Origin of the sequence: Aliivibrio fischeri (assembly GCA_038993745.2) — a bacterium.
Lineage (GTDB): Bacteria > Pseudomonadota > Gammaproteobacteria > Enterobacterales > Vibrionaceae > Aliivibrio > Aliivibrio fischeri_B.
Genome location: CP160629.1, coordinates 2162542 through 2181675 on the forward strand (window position 1 = coordinate 2162542; position 19134 = coordinate 2181675).

A 19134-nucleotide genomic window follows, 5' to 3' on the forward strand; every position below is an offset into this window, starting at 1 on the left:
CTCTATTCCCCTTTAATTGCTTTGGTTAGGTTTTTGAACTTGCTACCTAAAAAGTCTAATGATGCTTGATGACGAAGTTGGTTTTGCATAAACAAGTTACGCTCCAAATCCACATCTACCGTATTGCCATCACCTGTATCAGGTTGAGTTGGAAGACGGTATTGAATTTCCCCAGCCATTCGTGTTGAGGCATTAATGTGCCGACCATCAGTACGGCTTAAACCCATACTTGCTTTCGATGTTGCCGACTGTAATGCTTTTTGAAAATCCATTCCTTTTGCTTTATAGCCAGGAGTATTCGCTTGAGCGATGTTTGTCGCTAACATTTCAGCACGTTCAGCGCGTACGCCGACTGTGTACTGATGAATACCTAATGCGTTATCAAAAGAAATTGCCATTTCAAACCCTCCACAAGAACTGACTAGCAGTATATATAATTTCTATATTGCAACCTGTATGCCAACTTTTTCAATTCACAGAGCAGATTGACGATACTACCGATATTTAATTAGCAATATCTGAGCCAACTATAGATTACAGGCACAAAAAAAGCGACCTAAGTCGCTTTTTGTTTAATAATTACTCAATCATAATTATTTTAATTTATAAATAATGCCCGGATTACAACGTACCATCTCAAATTTATCAGTTAATCCAGTTAATGATTCCGAAGCACCTAACAATAAATAGCCACCAGGGTTAAGACTTGCCGCCATTTGATTTAACACTTGAGATTTCATTTCAGGTGAGAAATAAATCAATACGTTACGACAAAAAATAATGTCAAATTTACCCAATAAGCTGTAGCTGTCCATAAGGTTCTGTGGACGGAAATTCACCATACGTTTAATTTTGTCGTTGATTTTCATCTTCCCTTCACCTGCATCTTCAAAGAAAGCACGGCGACGTTCAGGAGATAAACCACGACTTAATGCTAAGTTGTCATAAACACCTGCTTTACAGGTTTCAAGCATTGATGGTGAAATATCTGTTGCTGTAATGCTGATATTAGGAAGAAAACCAGGTTTACGTGCTTGGATTTCAGAAATGATCATGCCCATTGAATAAGGTTCTTGACCTGATGAGCTTGCCGCCGACCAAATTTTTAATGGGCGACGGTTTGCCGCTAACTCTGGCAACAATTTGTCTGCTAGTACAGTAAACGGATAACCATCTCTAAACCACAATGTTTCATTGGTTGTCATTGCATCAACAGCGGCAACACGCAGCTCTCGATTACGCCCTGAAATCACTTGTTGTAATAGATCGGATAATGAAGCTAATGAAAACTTAGCAACTAAAGGACTCAGTCGGCTTCTAACTAAATATTGCTTACTGTCCCCTAGGACAATACCACATTGAGATTCTAGAAAGCGGCTGAAGTCACGATACTCTTGTTCGTTGATAGTTATAGTTGTCATTAACGGTTTAACTTCCAAATAAAAAATGAATTGCCGTTTTATATTACTACGACAATAGGATTTAGCTTATTACTTTATGCTGTTTATTTTTCAACAGCCTTCTTCACGGCCGCACCTAACTCATCAGGATTAAATTTAGCGATGAATTGGTTTGCACCAACACGCTCTACCATTGCTTGGTTGAATACGCCACTTAGTGAAGTATGCAATATAACGTGCAGATCTTTTAGTGCTGGCTCACGACGAATTTCAGCGGTTAATGTATAACCGTCCATTTCAGGCATTTCAACATCAGAAATAACTAGGCCGATTTGCTCGTATACGCTACCAGTGTTTGCCATTTCAACTAGCTTATTCAGTGCTTCTTTACCATCTTTTACCATGATAGTTTCAAAGCCAATAGATTCAACAGCACGTTGTACCTGTTTACGAGCAACACTAGAGTCATCAGCAATAAGTACTTTACGAACAACTTCTTGGCTCATAGATGTCATCTCTTCAACCAGTTCTTCGTTCATTGTTTCGTCGATAGGTGCAATCTCAGCTAAGATTTTTTCAACATCTAAAATCTCAACTAATTCTTCATCAATATTTGTTACTGCTGTTAGGTAGTTTGCACGACCAGTACCTTGTGGCGGTGGCAAAATTGCCTCCCAGTGCATATTAACAATACGCTCTACCGATTTTACTAAGAAACCTTGAATTGTACGGTTAAATTCCGAAATAATAATAAAACATTTATCAATTTCAGTGGTTGGACGACCGCCAGTAGCAAGACTTAAATCAATAACAGAGATAGTTTGGCCACGAATATGCGCGATACCTTTTACTAAAGGATTTAAATTTGGCATTGAAGTCAACTTCGGACACTGTAATACTTCTTTTACTTTAAAAACGTTAATACCATAACGTTGACGTCCCATAAGACGAAAAGTAAGCAGTTCTAAACGGTTCTGCCCTACAAGTTGTGTGCGCTGATTCACCGAATCCAGTATACCTGTCATTATATGACTCCATCTTGTGCCACTATGTAATTAAACCGCGAGCCTAACATAACCCTATGAAGAACACGATATACAACATGGCATTTTATATTGAAAATATGATGATAATAAAAAATGTGATTACAGAACCACTTTTTATCGACTTATAAGCGTTATCGGCCTATTTATAAGTTTCTTTAGCTCGAATGTGCATGCTGCCACAGATGAACAGTTAGATGCAATCAAACACGCTGCAGAAAGTTTTCTACAATCCCAAATTGAAGTACCTCAAAATGGTACTTTACATATTGAGGCTGCTCGTATCGATAGCAGAATACAAGCAACAGACTGCCCTGCACCATTAATTGCCTCTTTACCTGGTCGTCTTAATTCAAGCGGCAATACATCGGTTCTTGTTGAATGTCAGCCTGATGATTGGAAGGTGTATGTTCCGGTAAAAACGGAGTTAATGATGCCTTTAGTCACCGCAATATCTTCTTTATCAAGAGGACACACCATTTCAAGCAATGATTTAACATTAACTATGGTTAACAGCCGAACTTACCAACGGGCGGTTACATTAATGTTGATGATCTCGTAGGTGCTCGTATTAAACGTAGTGTTAGAGCTGGTGAAACTGTAGAAAAAAACGACATCTGCATGGTATGTCGCAACGACAGTGTTATAATTAAAGCAATAAAAGGTGAATTAAGTATTATCACAAAAGGAACTGCACTTGGTGACGGAGCTCTTGGTGATAAAGTTAACGTTAAAAATGATAAATCTAATCGAATAGTAAATGGTATTGTCACCTCAGTCGGTGAAATTAGCATCCGTTTTTAAGATATTAATTAATATCGAATAAAATTTTTATTTTTTACTAAACTATCTTACTCGATTGCCGATAAATTGATCATGGCATCATTTATGCTTAGTTTTACTACAGTTTAAAATAATGAAAAAAGCGTCAAAAATTTTCATTATTTACTAAAGTTATTTTTTTGACAGCCGATAGATAGATTAGAAGAATGTATTAACCGGCTAAAAAGGCTTGAATATATGACAAGTATTGACCAATTACGTGCTAGCCAGGCAATGGCGTCTTTACGCAATCAGGCTCGTGTAGATTCTGGTGATAAAGCTCCAGAAACTCAAGCACCTGCGTTGTCTGCAAAATCAGATGCGGTTTCTTTAAGCAATCAAGGTAAAGAAATTGGCCAAATGCACCAACAATTAGCAACAGAACCTTCTTTTAATGAAGATAAAGTTGCTGCAATCAAAGCTGCTATTGCAAATGGATCATACACTGTTGATCCTGAACGTTTAGCAGACAATATGATTAAATTTGAAGACGAATTAGCCGGCCTATAACCTAGGCTGGTTAAAACTCTCACTGTTTTATTTACATTAGGAACATATGGCTCAGACACTTACTGAACTGCTTGATCTACAACGCAGCGTTGCGCTCTCTCTTTCTACGGTATTAAGTCGAGAGAAAGTCGCTATCGCAAGTAGAAAGCCGACGGAAATGGAAAGTATTGCCCATGATAAACTAGGCTTACTTAATCAATTGCGTCAGTATGATCAGCTATTAGGAAGTCATGCAGAACGTCAACTGCTGTCTGAAGATAATGTACTTAATGAAAAAGTATCGGAAATTAAATCGATTATTCATGATTGTAAGCAAGAAAACGAAGTCAATGGTGAAGCACTGCAACGTGCTCAACTTAGCTTCAACAAGCTAAACAATCTAATGCAGCAAAGCCGTGGCAAAAATGGCATGACGTATACAGCTGAAGGCCAAACACGTAATGTGACAACATTAGGCACTAACGTAAAAGCTTAAGTAGCCTTCTCACGATCATCGATTTCTTATCCAACCGTGTTGCATTCCTAACACGGTTTTTTTCTATCTTTTATTCACACCTAACTCCAGATCTTATTTATCTTAACTCATCCCTAAAACCTAACCCCAGCTCTTACTTCCCTAACCCATCCCTAAAACCTAGTCCCTTACTCTTACTTCCCTTACTCGTCCCTAAAACCTAGTCCCTGCTCTTACTTCCCTTACTCGTCCCTAAAACCTAGTCCCTGCTCTTACTTCCCTTACTCGTCCCTAACATCTAGTCCCTAACATCTAGTCCCTAACATCTAGTCCCTACTCTTACATCTCTTACTCATCCCTAAACCTAGCTCTCGCTCTTACTTCTCTTACTCGTCCCTAAAATCTAGCCCCTGCTCTTAATCTCCCTATCTTACAAAAACAAAAAAGCCCTCAGTACCAAAGTACTAAGGGCAATAGCATTATGTCGAATGAGAGCTTCTAACTAATCCTATCTAAAAGCATCAATTAGAATAACGTTGTTTTTCTTTGTGTCGATGGTACATCGTAAACCTGACCTTGGCTCTTCATACGATCCATCTTTTTCAAGTTAAGCTTTAATTCAGTAACGTAGCTATCTCCAACAGGATAAGTTCTAACCACTTCAGCGCCACGAATAATACCATCTACACCAGCACTAGTACTTTCTTCACCAAGCTGCTGATCATTCATCTCAACTTTACCGCTGATACGCATACCATAAACCTGCTCAGCAAGTTCACGATAAGCATCAACTTTAGATGCTCGCATTGCTCTAATGCGTTTTTCATCGATGTTCTTACCGGCTTGCTCACTAATGCTTGCATATCCAACTGCTGTAAGGTTATCGCTTTCACGCATAACACCGATTGGCTGACATCCAACTAATACTAATAGGGCTAATAAAAACCAATGTTTCATATTCGCTTCTCCTATGGACGAAGGATAATTGTGTTACGTTCTGCTTTTTGCACATCAGAACGAATGATCACACCATCTTCCATACGCATTGTATTTAGTGTGTCTAAATCACGGCCAATTCGATCCGCTGGTAGGAAACCTTGTGCCGATGCAACAACTACACGAGTTTGCATACCAATAACACGAGCATTAATTAATACACCACCATCTTGGCGAAGCATTGTACCTGTTAGTACGTAATCAACTTGCTGCTCTTGAACCAATTCTTTCCAATCACGGCTAAATGCAAAGTCACCCTGCTGAGTTACTCTGATATTACCCGTTGTTTTATAGTCAATAACTTTAAAGCCACGACGTTGAAGTTGGAAAATAAAGCTTTCTGTCACCGAGTTACCTAACCAGTTTGTTTGATCCATTTGTTGTAGATCTACAAAAGAAGTAATGGCAATTGGTGAACGAGCAGATAACGTCGTATTCGATGTTACTAACTGTTCAGTTAAGCTTTCAATAAAGTAGTCCATTGTATGGCGTGGGTATCAGCCAGCATAAATGGGCTACCGTTATATGGTTCTTTACCATTATAAATAGGTGAATATGCACATGCACTCATCACCATAGACAGTAAAATTACAACCAATGCTCTCATTCTATTATCTCCAGATAATGTTTTAATATACTTACTAATTCTTCAATTTAAGCGTCAAACTTAAACTAGGAACAAAACTTGCTATAGTTAAGGAAACGCAATTTGTAAGTACTTTTATCAATCAACAAATATTAGTTAGCAAATTCCATACCCACTTGGCAGATAACAGTAATGAAAAAAATAATTTATTTAATTACCTCTATATTAACAATGAGTTACATTGCACCAGCACATGCTGAGTGGTTTGAGGTAACAGGTTCAGCAAGTGTCTTAACCAGTAAAGATGCGGCAAGAGCTAATGCACTAGAAGATGCCGCTTATCAAGCAATGCTGTTTTCTGGGGCTGATATTAGCCGCCTAAAGGATCTTAAGATCTTTTTAGAGAATGATAATAAACGTTATCAATTTAGCGGTAGTGAAATTCGCAGCATCGAAGTGGTTAAAGAAAAGAAGAAAAACGACAAAATTTATATTACAGCTCGTATTGATATCTACCCTTCGGCAAACAGTTGCCATATAGGGCAATACAAGAAGACGTTTATGACGAGTGAAATCACGATTGACTCGCCACAACAAGCGGTAATGGGTAAGGTATATCATTTAGGTGAAGACTTAAGTACGATATTTTCACGTCAATTAGATAAAGAATCACAAAGCTTTGTATCAGTAGGCACTTCTCATATTCGTATTGATAAACGTCAACCAGAAGTCGCAAAAATGATAGCGGAAGATCATGGTGCTCAGTACATATTTTCAGGAAGCATTACTGATTTAAGTGCCACGATTGAACAGAATTTACTAAAGAAAGATACCATTAACCGTCAATTTGCTATCGAAGTTGCTGTATTAGACGGTAAAACGGGTCAAACAATTTACAACAACAACTACCGTGAAGTTGCGTTATGGAATTTCCCTAAAACCAGTGAAGTAGATACACAGAGCGCACGTTTTTGGACTTCAGCTTATGGCGAAATGGTGTTAAGAGTTAACCGTGACATCATGCTTGATCTTGAAAACCAATTTGCTTGTAAAATGACACTGCCACAGGTTGTAAATATCAATAATAACCGTATCACAATGGATCTTGGTCGTATTCACGGTGTTAAGAAAGGCGATAAATTAGATCTTTGGCATACAGGTTCTTTTATTGATCAAAATGGTTTGCCACGTAATAAAGTGACGAAGACAAGTATTACGTTAACCGTAGATCGAGTGTATGAACAAAATGCGGATCTTGTTATTGATCAACCACAGTTAATTAATAGCATTCAAATTGGCGATGTTATGCATAAAAACATCGCTGAATAAACCAATTTTCAACCTTTAAGTAATGAGAAACAGTGCCTAGCGTGTTGTTTCTCATTATTTTATGACTCTTACCAACGTTTTACCTCCTTAGTTATTGTATTCTTAGTCAATAATTCAAATTCAATTTTCAAATCAGAATGCAATGCTAGGTTATTTTCACTTTATTATCGGTTGTTTTTTCTTACTGATAAGCTTTAATTCGTCTGCAACTTCAGTCATGTCCTCAGAGTCTTGGCAAGAAGAATATCATTTAAACCGTATTGAAAATCCAAACAAAGCACTTTCAATGCTAAACAATGTATATTCATCACTACCACCAAGTGCTGAACGTATTTTTACTGCAACAAGAATACATGGATTTGTAACTCGCCGTGGTAACGTATACACCTCGCCACTAAAAAATAATACAACGAATATTTATTATCACATTGAATCATTAATCTTATTATCTATGGACTTAGAAGATAATGGAGATTATAAACAAGCTCTTCAGCAAATTAAGAAAGCTCAGTTAAAATCAAAAAATTTAAATGACTTAGATTTAAATAGCTTGTTATCTATTAAACAGTGTCGTTCAAACCTAGCTTTAGGAAATTATTATCTCGCAGAGTTTTACTGCCAATCAGCAATAAAGCATTTAGAAAAAACAAAAGATCATTATATCGATATTAAATGGGCGTATCGCTTATTAGCTTTAAGCTATCAAGGCGTAAGTGATTTTAAATCCGCATTAAAAGCCAATGAAAAAGCATTGTCTCTAAGTAAAACTTATGAATTAAACGATACTATTTATAATAATATTAGCTCGTTATTACTACAGATGGGACAATTAAAAGAAGCAGAGAAATATGCGAAAAAAGCACTAAAAATAAGAGAGAAGCGTAAAATTAGCCCAAAAATTGCCCAATCACATATTGTTCTCGCACAAATATATTTAAAATCATCGCAATACGTTCATGCGAAATCGTGTGCAAATTTCGCTATAGCACAACTTAATGACAATACAGCTAATGCGCAAACTCTTAGTCGAGCATACTTAACATTAGCAGCAGTTCTAAATAAACAAAGTTATTATGATGAAGCTATTGAATATCTACTACTCGCATTAAAACAATTAGACAACAATTCAAATTCCGACTTACTTATCAATACTTACCAGCTACTTAGCAGTGCTTATTTAAAACATGAAAACTCAAATAAAGCATTAGACTACATATCAATTGCTATTGATAAATCTCAACAATCCCAGAACCAACAAGCATTAGCAAATTCATATCTCATAAAATCAGATATAGAAGAATTTACTGGTGATATAAAAGCTGCTCTTATTACTCGTAAGCTATATGAAAATGTTATCAAAAAAGTTCATGCTCTAAATGATGGTAATAAATATATGACGTTAGAATTACGTAATATTTTGATTGAGAAAGAAAAAGAGAAACTGAATAATTTAAAAGAGAAACATCAACAAATAGTTGAAATTAATAAAGAAAAGCAACACAAACTTTTATTTCAAGTTACTGTTATTATTCTAATTTTAATCATATACCTAATATTACGTATTCGATGGTTTCCTATGCATAAGCCAAATTAATGATCTATATTTAAATGTAGCAACGGATATGCATACAAAAAGTCGTAAGGAAAAATCAATTATTTTATTGAGGTCTTAACGATGAAATACACATTATTAGCAATTCTTTTATCCATTTCTTCGTTTAATATATTTGCTTATGGTGGTGCCACAGAAGTGGGGCCAAAAGTATCCTGTGAGCTACCAGATGGAACAGTATCAGAAACTTATTTACTATTATGTAAAGGTAACGGTGGTACCGTTAAAGTGGATTAAATAAAGTATTAATCAATAGCAATGACTAAGTAATTACTGAAAAAGTAAAAACGCAAAGCATAACAAAACCGCTGAATAACAGCGGTTTTTATCCAAAATATAAGCAGGATTATGCGTTAGCTTCACGCTCTGCAATAAATGCTAATGCCATCTTGATGCGAGCAACAACACGCTCTTTACCAACTAATTGCATAACAGCATCTACTGATGGTGATTGACCACCGCCAGTTACTGCAACACGTAGAGGCATACCAATTTTGCCCATGCCGATCTCTAACTCAGCACACACTTCTTCAATCACATGGTGAAGATTTTCAGTAGTCCACTCTTCTAGCGCTTCCACTTTAGCTAAAGCAAGCTCTAATGGGCCTTTAGCAACACCACGTAAGTGTTTTTTAGCTGCACCAGCTTCAAACTCTTCGAAATCTTGGTAGAAATAACGAGATTGATCAGCTAATTCGATCAGCGTATTGCAACGTTCACCCACTAGCTTAATAACTTCAGTAATTGCAGGACCATTATCTAAAGAGATTTCTTTTTGATCTAAGTGCCATTGTAGGTATTTTGCAACATACTCAGGCTCTGATGATTTAATGTAGTGGTTGTTTAACCATAACAATTTATCAGTGTTGAATGCTGATGCTGATTTACTTACTGCGCTTAAACTAAATAGATTAATCATCTCTTCTTGAGAGAAAATCTCTTGATCACCATGAGACCAACCTAAGCGTACTAAGTAGTTATTCAGTGCGTTTGGTAGGTAACCTTCATCACGGTATTGCATTACAGATACCGCACCATGACGCTTAGACAGTTTTGCGCCATCATCGCCAAGGATCATTGCACAGTGTGCAAACATAGGTACAGGAGCACCTAATGCTTCATAAATATTGATTTGACGAGGCGTGTTATTGATATGGTCTTCACCACGAATAACTTGAGTAATACCCATATCCCAGTCATCAACCACTACGACGAAGTTGTATGTTGGAGCACCATCAGTACGACGAATGATTAAGTCATCTAATTGGCTGTTTGAGATTTCAATGCGGCCACGAATTTGGTCATCAAATACTACCGAACCTTCTTTTGGGTTACGGAAGCGAATTACACATGCATCACCTTCTTTTGCAGCCGCATTCGCAGCAACAATTTTAGGATGGTTTGCATCGTAACGAGCCATTTCTTTGTTTGCTTCTTGCTCTGCACGAATTTCATCTAGCAGTTCTTTTGATGCATAACATTTGTATGCTTTATCTTCAGCAAGCAGTTGGTCAACAACTTCATTGTAACGGTCAAAACGCTTAGATTGGTAATATGGACCTTCATCCCATTCCATACCCATCCAGTGCATACCTTCAATAATAGCGTCTACCGCTTCTTGAGAGTTACGCTCTAGATCCGTATCTTCGATACGTAGAACAAATTCGCCACCTTGGTTTTTAGCAAAAAGCCATGAGTAAAGTGCTGTACGAGCACCACCAACGTGAAGATAGCCTGTTGGGCTTGGAGCAAAACGAGTTTTAACCGTCATTGTTATTACCTTTTTGAAGAGGTTGAGCTGAATCTGTCAGCACCACATAATTTGTGCGCTATTTTAGCACTATAAGGTAATTCTACAATGGGAAAGAGAGACTGTGTCTAATTTAAAAAATAGAAAAAGTGGTTAAGCTACTTACTCAACCACTTTTAAAATTCAAAAATTATTTATTTAACAACCAAGTTAAGATTTGAGCTCTATCTTCAGTAGAGGCCTTTTCATACCAGTAGCTCAACATTTCTACTGATTTAGAATCAGATTTTAATTGCGTACTGATTGATTTTCTATTTGCAAACGCCCACTCAGTAAATTGCTCTTGTTCTGCAACAGTTGCTTCATCAAACCAATATTTACTCATTTCTACTGGTTTCGAATCTTTTGATTCTACTTTTATTTCAGCCGCAGGTTGCTGCACTGCTGATGGAGTATGTTCAAGCTGAAGCGTTTTCTCATTTAGCACGGCTTGAAAATAGCCGGCTGGAATAGTGAAAGATAATTTAGAAAGATCGTTTTGAGTTTTAACTACGTAAGTTAATCCTGTTTTTGCTGATGAAACAATCTCTTCGTTATCAATAGGGAACGTAAAGTATTGAGTTGATGTGCAGTGCTCTGAACATGATTCCGTCGATACTGAATAAGGTTTTATTTTGCGTTCTTCATTATTAATAAACACAGAATCATACGCATAACTTGTTTTAAAATAACTTAGCTCTACAGCCATATACGATGATGGCGCTTTTCTTCCACCAGTAGGGTAAATAGCAACAAGTTGTGATGTATTTTTTAAAGAACTAGCCCCAACACTTTTATTTTCAATTGGAACAATATCCTTCGCTTCAATTGATACATAATTAAACTTTCGAGTAACTTCTTCGATTGCATCAGAAAAATCATCATCACTCGATAATGTTGAGCATCCACTCAGTAATAATATGCTAATTCCAACAACTTTTTTATACATTTTATACACCTTAAATTTCAAATGCTCTTAAAATAAAAACGCTAGCAATTCGCTAGCGTTTTAAAAATTAACTAAGTAACAGTATACCTTAGAAACCGTACTCTAAACCAACACGAGTTACGATATCTGTATCTGCATCACCAACAGTGCGACCAGCTACACGTAAATAAGGTACAAAGCCGTTGTGAACAAACATTAATTGACCAGAAATTGTACTTGAGTCTAATGTATCTTCAATCAGGCCCGCACCTTTTTGACTAACACCATCAGCATCTAAGTTAGCAGCATAACCCAACTTAATACCCATTGGACCATTCCAGTATTGACCGATTACAGAGAATGAACCTTGATCTACATTTTCATCAGTGCCAATAACTTTTCCATCTTTATCTTTATGCTGGAATTTATCTACACTTTCTTGTTTGTATGCAGCTGATAGGCTAAATCCACCTGGTAAACCAACCTCAGCACCAACTAAGTATGATAAGTTATCGTTTCCATCGATACCGCGGAAATCAGAACCACCTTCAACAGCACCCATTAATGTTACTGTATTGATAGTATATTTAACATTACCACCAAAGAAGCGAGAATCACGAGTAGCTGTACCACTTGGGTTTCCATCACGACCGGCAGAAAGAGCAAATGTTAAACCACCAAAGTTTGGAGAATCATAACGAACTTGGTTTGATTGACGATCGTAGTGACCATTTACACCACCCCAATCGAATACAGAACCTAGGCCTGGGTTAGAGAATGGCCAGTCAATAATTTCATACATAGGTGTTAAAACACGACCTGCGCGGAAGTTACCCCAATCACCAGAAAGACCTAAATATGTATCACGAGCGCCTAGTGCACCACCTTGACCACTATCCACATAACCAGATTCGATTTGCATTGTTACCAATACATTTTCAAACATCTCTTTATGAGCACGGAAACCAATGCGAGATTCATTCTCTAGAACATACCCACTAGTACCAGCGCCATTACCAGTCGTGTTGTAGTTAACTGCAGACATTGCAGCCACACCGTACACATCTACATTAAAGTCAGAGTTAATACCAACTTCTTTTGCCATAACGCCAGTAGAAACTAAAGCGATAGCAGCACCTACAAGTGTCTTTTTGAACATAGTCATAATTCCTTCATTTAACTAATTAAGTAATGCATGGATATTTAAGTTGGTCGCCGAAATGAACCATGCATTAGATTTGTTGTCTGGAGCGCACTATGACAATGTTTTTTCACAAAGAAAATATAGTTATGTTTTTTGAGTGATCATCTTCAAATTACCGTTTTTATAAAAAAATATTTACCATTTAAAAACAATAACTTAAACAATAAAGATAAACTAAAGCAATAATTTAAAAGAATAACAAAAGAGACTGATATCTCGAAATAGTGGCCATTTAGGCCTAAAGATCATACTTAGATCACCTTATCTTTATATATTTTTATCTTGGTTTAGATGTATTTAAGGAAAAATGAGAACTAAGTCGCACTAAATAATGCAGAAATATCCCCTAGTTTATTGATTAATTTACTTTTCTAATCTTCTGACAATATTCCATTATTAACTACAGAACATCACTACAACGCATTCTTTCATCTATCTTTCTAAAGAATAAATATGTTTATATAGCTTAATTTTCTTTTTCTATCTAGAATCCTTGCGCTGAAATCACTCCAATTGATAAGCATCTATAACACTCTATTAATGTAGAAGCATGATTAAAGGGCGCGACACATATAAATGATAAAAACACTGTTTGTTAATTTTCATTGAGAATCATCTAACTCTATTATTTATATCTTTACTTTACGAAATCAAAAAAAACGCTAGCAAATAGCTAGCGTATTTTAAGTATTTAATAATGATAAGACATTTTAGAAGCCGTACTCTAAACCTACACGAGTTACGATATCAGTATCAGCATCACCAACTGTACGCCCAGCTACTCGTAAATATGGTACAAAACCATTATGTACATACATAACTTGACCTGAGATAGTATTTGAATCCAAGGTATCCTCAATTAAACCAGCACCTTTTTGACTAACTCCATCAGCATCTAAATTGGCAGCATAGCCAACTTTAAAACCTAATGAATCAAGCCAATACTGACCAATCACAGAAAATGAACCTTGATCTACATTTTCATCAGTGCCAATAACAGTACCACTATCTTTATGTTGATACTTATCTACACTCTCTTGTTTATATGCCGCAGCTAAACTAAAGCCACCAGGTAAACCAACCTCAGCGCCCACTAAATAAGTTAAGTTATCATTACCATCAATACCGCGAAAATCTGAACCACCTTCAACAGCACCCATTAATGTTACTGTGTTGATTGTATATTTAACATTACCACTGAAAAAACGAGAATCACGAGTTGCAGAACCACTTGGGTTTCCATCACGACCAGCAGAAAGAGCAAATGTTAAACCACCAAAATTAGGAGAGTCGTAACGAACTTGGTTTGATTGACGATCATAGTGAGCATTTACACCACCCCAATCAAATACAGAACCTAAACCAGGGTTAGAGAAAGGCCAGTCAATAATTTCATATAAAGGTGTAAGTACACGACCTGCACGCAAATTACCCCAATCACCAGAAAGACCTAGGTAAGTATCACGAGCACCTAACTCTCCACCTTGCCAGCTATCTACATAACCAGACTCAATTTGCATTGTAACTAATACATTTTCAAACATTTCTTTATGTGCACGAAAACCAATTCGAGATTCATTTTCTAATACATAACCGTTTGTACCATCGCCATTACCAGTTGTATTGTAGTTAACAGTAGACATTGCAGCCACACCGTACACTTCAACATTAAAGTCAGAGTTAATACCAACTTCTTTTGCTGTTACACCAGCAGATGCTAAAGCAACAGCTGCGCCTAATAACGTTGTTTTAAAAAATTTGTTTTCCATGGAATAAAGCTCCTAAAAATGGATATAGCTGTGTTCATTATTTATTGGCTTTAAGTTGGCCGCCGAAAGCAATAAATAAATCTCCTCATTCACACAATTTTTAAATCAGAAAAGGAAAATTCAAAAATTGTAATTACCTTATATTTTTTCCTGCATACACTCCGTGCATCCATGAACAAAGACTAAACTTTCATAAAAAAACATAAAACAAAAACTTAATTTCCAATAAAAAAAATATGAGCGAGCGCAAACTTCTTTCGTGTTAGTGATTAAGATCAAATTAAATAGATCAAAAAACATAAAAAACAGCGTTAAATATATAAAACAGTCACTTATAAATATAAAAAAATACTCAATGCGACTGAGATCTCTATATTTTGAAAAGCCAAGAAAAAACCAACTTTAATTTGTCGACATAGATAAGTCATTAATAATTCACTTTAAACAAACCAAAAATAATTTAATATTTTTACCAATAAAAAAAGGAGCCATATAAGGCTCCTTTTTAATAACCAAAATTATTAGTCTTAATTTAATAATTCAATTAACTGCTCTTCATTCATAACTTCAACCCCAAGTTCTTCGGCTTTCGCTAATTTAGACCCGGCAGCTTCACCAGCAAATAGAATATCTGTTTTCTTAGAAACACTGCCTGTTACCTTTGCGCCTAGCTCTTGTAAAGCAGCTTTAGCTTCATTACGTTTTAATTTATGAAGCGTACCGGTAAGCACCACTACTTTTCCCGCTAATGGTTGTGGTACTGATTCATCAAGCGCTTTAATCTCAGGCCAATGGATACCCATCTCTTGTAAATCTTCAATAACAGTTTTGTTATGCGGCTCTGCAAAGAAGTTTAAAACGTGTTTAGCGACAATATCACCAACATCACTCACTTCAATAAGTTGCTCAAATGTCGCTACTTGAATCGCTTCTAATGTATAAAAATGTGCGGCTAAGTTTGCAGCTGTCGCCTCACCAACTTCTCGAATACCTAACGAGTATAGAAAACGCGGTAATGTCGTCGCCTTTGCTTTATTAAGCGCATCCACTACATTTTGCGCAGATTTAGGTCCCATGCGCTCTAATACTGTCAATAGACCCGCAGAAAGTTTAAATAAATCCGCAGGAGTCTCTACCATTTCTTTATCTACAAGCTGTTCTACAACTTTATCGCCTAAACCATCAACATCGAGTGCTTTACGAGACACAAAGTGCTTTAGTGCTTCTTTGCGTTGTGCTTGACAGACTAACCCAGCTCCACAACGAGTAACCGCCTCACCTTCTACTCTTTCAAGGTTAGAACCACATACAGGGCAATGGGTTGGGTAAACAATTGCTTTACTGTCTGTAGGACGACGAGCTTCTACCACTGATACTATTTGTGGGATCACGTCCCCTGCACGGCGAATAATCACCGTATCACCAATATGAACACCTAAACGTGCGATTTCATCTGCATTATGCAATGTGGCATTACTTACGGTTACACCACCAACAAAAACGGGTTCAAGTTTCGCTACCGGTGTAATTGCGCCTGTACGGCCAACTTGGAATTCCACATCATTTAGAACGGTTAACTCTTCTTGTGCAGGAAATTTATAAGCAATAGCCCAACGAGGAGCTCGTGCAACAAAACCTAATTGTTCTTGAAGAGCAATGTCATCGACTTTTATAACTACACCATCAATTTCATATTTCAGAGCATCTCGACGCTCAAGTATGTCTTTGTAATACGCTTTAACTTCTGTCAATGAATGACATTGCTTAGTTTCTTCGCACATAGGAAGACCCCAGCTTTTTAATTGAACAAAACGCTGGTAATGGCTTGTTTCTAATTCACCACCTTCAATCACCCCAACACTATATGCATAAAAACTAAGTGGGCGGGTTGCTGTTATTTTTGAATCTAATTGACGTAAACTGCCTGCTGCAGCATTACGTGGATTTGCAAATGGTTTTTCACCACGTTTTAAAGCTATCTCATTTAACGCTTCAAAACCGGCTTTAGGCATAAAGACTTCACCACGCACTTCTAAACGTGTCGGCCAGCCTTCACCTTGTAATGTTAATGGGATACAACGAATCGTTCTTACGTTTTCTGTAATATTTTCACCTGTTGTACCATCTCCACGCGTACCTGCTTGAACTAACTTACCATCTACATATAAAAGACTAACCGCTAAGCCATCCAACTTAGGTTCACAACAAAATAGAGATACAGGTTTTGAGATAAGACGGTCGTTTATTCTTTTTTCAAATGCTTCTAGCTCTTCATCACTAAACGCATTATCCAAAGAAAGCATAGGGATCTCATGTTGAATCTGAGTAAAGCCATCTAACGCCTCTCCCCCTACTCGTTGACTAGGTGAATCAACAGTAACTAATTCTGGATGTTCAGATTCAATAGATAATAACTGCTGCATCATTCGATCATATTCTGCATCAGGTAGCTCAGGGCTATCCTCTACATAATAACGATATGCATGGTAATTCAGTTGTTGTTTCAACTCATCTAATGTCTGTTCAATACTCATGATTCATCAACTTCTTATTCGGTTGTTCTTAAAATAAAAAAAAGGCTCATGATGAGCCTTTCTCATTAATCCTAATTCTATAGTAGATATTCTATTTACGGCAGAATACTTTTACGCGCTGCTTATATTCATCAATTTTATTTGGTGTCAGCATATCGCGTTTCTCATCCAGAACGTTACCACCTAATTCTGAACTTATCATTTGAGCCGTTTGCAACATCAATTTAAAGTTATGCTCAGCATCGCCATAACATGGAAGTGGTAAGAAGAACGAAATCCCAGGAGTTGAGAACTCTTCACCTTCAGGGACTTGGAAATGCCCAGGAGATACCATATTCGCGACACTAAATAGTACTTTCCCAGCTCCAGATAAATCTGAATGGCGGTGATAAATTGCCATATCACCAAATACAAGTCCATTTTGCTCTAAGCTATTAAAGAGACGATTACCACTGAATCTATCACTTCCCATACCATGGACATTAATTACAATAACATCCTCTTCTGGTTCTGGTTCTGGTTCTGGTTCTGGTTCTTCAATAATAATTTCAGGTTCTAAATAAGTCGATGTTTCAGGAATATCAACCTTAGCTTGCATAGGTTCTGGTTGAGTTAACACCTCATCATCAATAGCAGAAAAAGAGATGGTAGGTTCTTCCCTTTTAACGGGTGCAGCAACAGGCTTAGCTTCTGGTTCAATACGACCTACTGTTGGCTCTTGTACTTGCTGTACAACCGGTTGTGGTTGAGCTTGCTGTACCGTTGGTTTTTCTTGTTCTGTAAACTTATTTGACTCAGACGAAACCGTACCTTCAAATAATGGGTCATCAGAAGTAGGAACCTCTTCTCGAGCAAAAGCGGGCTCTTTTCGCTCTTTCTGAACAACCACGTCTTCTTTTGGTTGATCAAACCCACGCATAGGAGCAGCTTGTTCATCATCAACGTCTGAATCAAAATCTATGTCTACTTTCTTTCCAAATTTTGAGCTCGTTTCTTTTCGACTTGTCCACAAGCCATGAAACAATAATGCCGCAATGGCCAATGCTCCAACAAGTATCAACACTAATCGCAATTCTTGCATCGTTAACTCTCTGCTCTTCTGCTTTATTGAGCTTTCTCTTAAATTAAAATAAGAAAGCTTATATCAACTATCATATGAATGTAGTTTAGTTATTATCACTAATCTACCACTACTTTCCTGTAATGTACCAAATAATAACCCTATTGTTGAATAACAAAATGAAAGTGGTGACATAAATCTTACATTTGAACTGTTTAGTGGAACTTTATTTGCTCATATTTCATTTATTTGTCTCAATTTTTGAGTATAGTGAACTTAACATCCACACAGTAAAATACAAATTATGAATTCGTTTAAACAATCTCAATCTGGGGTTCAATACTTTTTAAAAGGCATTTCATTAGCAATGACACCAGGCTTGCGTCGATTTGTTTTTATCCCTTTATTGATTAATTTCTTATTGCTTGGTGGCTCTTTTATTTATTTATTTAATCAAATTGGTAGTTGGATTGACCAAATTCTAACTCAAATACCAAGTTGGTTAGATTGGTTATCTTATTTGTTGTGGCCTTTAATTGTCATCAGTATATTAGCCGTCTTCTCATACTTCTTTAGTACATTAGCGAACTGGATTGCAGCTCCATTTAACGGTTTACTCTCTGAACATCTTGAAGCGAAATTGACAGGGCAACCTGCACCAAGTGGCGGAGTGTTAGATGCGGTCAAAGACTTACCTCGCATCTTCAAACGTGAATGGCAAAAGTTGAAATACTACATACCTAAAGCATTAGGCCTATTTATTCTCTTTTTCGTCCCTGCGATAGGTCAGAGTATCGCACCTGTTTTATGGTTTTATTTACCGCTTGGATGATGGCTATTCAATATTGTGACTACCCATTTGATAATCATAAAGTTCCATTTGAAACAATGAGAGATGAACTTAAAACAAAGCGTGGAAAATGTTTATCCTTTGGCTCGCTTGTGACACTTTTTACCATGACACCAATCCTAAACCTATTTGTTATGCCAATCGCAGTTTGTGGTGCGACCGCTATGTGGGTTGATGTTTACCGTGATACACATAAAAACCGTTAATCCATAACTTATAACCTTTTGATCCTTTCTCAATTTAAAAAC

At 36.8% G+C, this 19134-nt stretch carries 17 protein-coding genes and 2 pseudogenes; 8 read left to right on the plus strand and 11 right to left on the minus strand.

The window, feature by feature from the left end; all coding sequences use genetic code 11:
* Positions 1-2: 2 nt before the first annotated feature.
* The 3 genes from flgB to AAFX60_010460 form a co-directional block, all read right to left on the minus strand.
* Positions 3-398, minus strand: a complete 396-nt coding sequence (flgB, locus tag AAFX60_010450) for a flagellar basal body rod protein FlgB (GenBank protein XDF77129.1) — start codon at positions 396-398, stop codon at positions 3-5.
* Between the two features lie 195 nt (positions 399-593).
* Positions 594-1421, minus strand: a complete 828-nt coding sequence (locus tag AAFX60_010455; GenBank protein XDF77130.1) for a protein-glutamate O-methyltransferase — start codon at positions 1419-1421, stop codon at positions 594-596.
* 83 nt (positions 1422-1504) lie between these two features.
* Positions 1505-2425 carry a chemotaxis protein CheV gene (locus tag AAFX60_010460; protein XDF77131.1) on the minus strand — a complete coding sequence of 307 codons (921 nt, stop codon included), beginning with the start codon at positions 2423-2425 and terminating at the stop codon, positions 1505-1507.
* A gap of 187 nt (positions 2426-2612) precedes the next feature.
* Between AAFX60_010460 and AAFX60_010465 the strand changes: the two genes are divergently transcribed.
* From AAFX60_010465 to flgN, 4 genes are all read left to right on the plus strand, one after another.
* Positions 2613-3005, plus strand: coding sequence for a hypothetical protein (locus AAFX60_010465; GenBank protein XDF77132.1), 393 nt, complete (start codon positions 2613-2615; stop codon positions 3003-3005).
* An 8-nt stretch (positions 3006-3013) separates the two neighbouring features.
* Positions 3014-3247: a flagellar basal body P-ring formation chaperone FlgA gene (gene flgA / locus AAFX60_010470; protein XDF78924.1), complete on the plus strand. Its 234-nt coding sequence runs from the start codon at positions 3014-3016 to the stop codon at positions 3245-3247.
* A 216-nt stretch (positions 3248-3463) separates the two neighbouring features.
* On the plus strand, positions 3464-3775 hold the full coding sequence (gene flgM, locus AAFX60_010475) for a flagellar biosynthesis anti-sigma factor FlgM (GenBank protein XDF77133.1): 312 nt from the start codon (positions 3464-3466) through the stop codon (positions 3773-3775).
* Positions 3776-3821: 46 nt separating this feature from the next.
* Positions 3822-4250: a flagellar export chaperone FlgN gene (flgN, locus tag AAFX60_010480; GenBank protein XDF77134.1), complete on the plus strand. Its 429-nt coding sequence runs from the start codon at positions 3822-3824 to the stop codon at positions 4248-4250.
* Positions 4251-4754: 504 nt separating this feature from the next.
* On the opposite strand, the gene AAFX60_010485 is transcribed toward flgN, so the two are convergent.
* Together AAFX60_010485 and AAFX60_010490 are read right to left on the minus strand one after the other, a co-directional pair.
* Positions 4755-5186 carry an LPP20 family lipoprotein gene (locus AAFX60_010485; protein ID XDF77135.1) on the minus strand — a complete coding sequence of 144 codons (432 nt, stop codon included), beginning with the start codon at positions 5184-5186 and terminating at the stop codon, positions 4755-4757.
* A gap of 11 nt (positions 5187-5197) precedes the next feature.
* Positions 5198-5832: pseudogene (locus AAFX60_010490) on the minus strand (FlgO family outer membrane protein).
* Positions 5833-6003: 171 nt separating this feature from the next.
* On the opposite strand from AAFX60_010490, the gene AAFX60_010495 reads away from it, so the two are divergent.
* The 3 genes from AAFX60_010495 to AAFX60_010505 all read left to right on the plus strand — a co-directional run bounded on the left by AAFX60_010495 (position 6004) and on the right by AAFX60_010505 (position 8989).
* On the plus strand, positions 6004-7140 hold the full coding sequence (locus tag AAFX60_010495) for a flagellar assembly protein FlgT (protein XDF77136.1): 1137 nt from the start codon (positions 6004-6006) through the stop codon (positions 7138-7140).
* A gap of 142 nt (positions 7141-7282) precedes the next feature.
* On the plus strand, positions 7283-8734 hold the full coding sequence (locus AAFX60_010500) for a tetratricopeptide repeat protein (GenBank protein XDF77137.1): 1452 nt from the start codon (positions 7283-7285) through the stop codon (positions 8732-8734).
* An 81-nt stretch (positions 8735-8815) separates the two neighbouring features.
* Positions 8816-8989: a hypothetical protein gene (locus AAFX60_010505; protein XDF77138.1), complete on the plus strand. Its 174-nt coding sequence runs from the start codon at positions 8816-8818 to the stop codon at positions 8987-8989.
* 109 nt (positions 8990-9098) lie between these two features.
* Here AAFX60_010505 and gltX read toward each other — a convergent pair whose 3' ends face one another.
* The 6 genes from gltX to zipA form a co-directional block, all read right to left on the minus strand.
* Entirely contained in the window at positions 9099-10523 is a 1425-nt protein-coding gene (gene gltX / locus AAFX60_010510; GenBank protein ID XDF77139.1) for a glutamate--tRNA ligase, read from the minus strand.
* A 169-nt stretch (positions 10524-10692) separates the two neighbouring features.
* Complete coding sequence (locus tag AAFX60_010515; protein ID XDF77140.1) at positions 10693-11490, minus strand: hypothetical protein; 798 nt, start codon at positions 11488-11490, stop codon at positions 10693-10695.
* A gap of 88 nt (positions 11491-11578) precedes the next feature.
* Positions 11579-12628, minus strand: coding sequence for a porin (locus AAFX60_010520; GenBank protein ID XDF77141.1), 1050 nt, complete (start codon positions 12626-12628; stop codon positions 11579-11581).
* A 755-nt stretch (positions 12629-13383) separates the two neighbouring features.
* Positions 13384-14442, minus strand: coding sequence for a porin (locus tag AAFX60_010525; GenBank protein ID XDF77142.1), 1059 nt, complete (start codon positions 14440-14442; stop codon positions 13384-13386).
* Positions 14443-14969: 527 nt separating this feature from the next.
* Positions 14970-16976 (minus strand): NAD-dependent DNA ligase LigA, encoded by a 2007-nt coding sequence (ligA, locus tag AAFX60_010530; protein XDF77143.1) that lies wholly within the window; start codon positions 16974-16976, stop codon positions 14970-14972.
* A gap of 91 nt (positions 16977-17067) precedes the next feature.
* Positions 17068-18057 (minus strand): cell division protein ZipA, encoded by a 990-nt coding sequence (gene zipA / locus AAFX60_010535; protein XDF77144.1) that lies wholly within the window; start codon positions 18055-18057, stop codon positions 17068-17070.
* A gap of 283 nt (positions 18058-18340) precedes the next feature.
* Between zipA and cysZ the strand changes: the two are divergent.
* Positions 18341-19092: pseudogene (cysZ, locus tag AAFX60_010540) on the plus strand (sulfate transporter CysZ).
* The last annotated feature ends 42 nt before the right edge of the window (positions 19093-19134 follow it).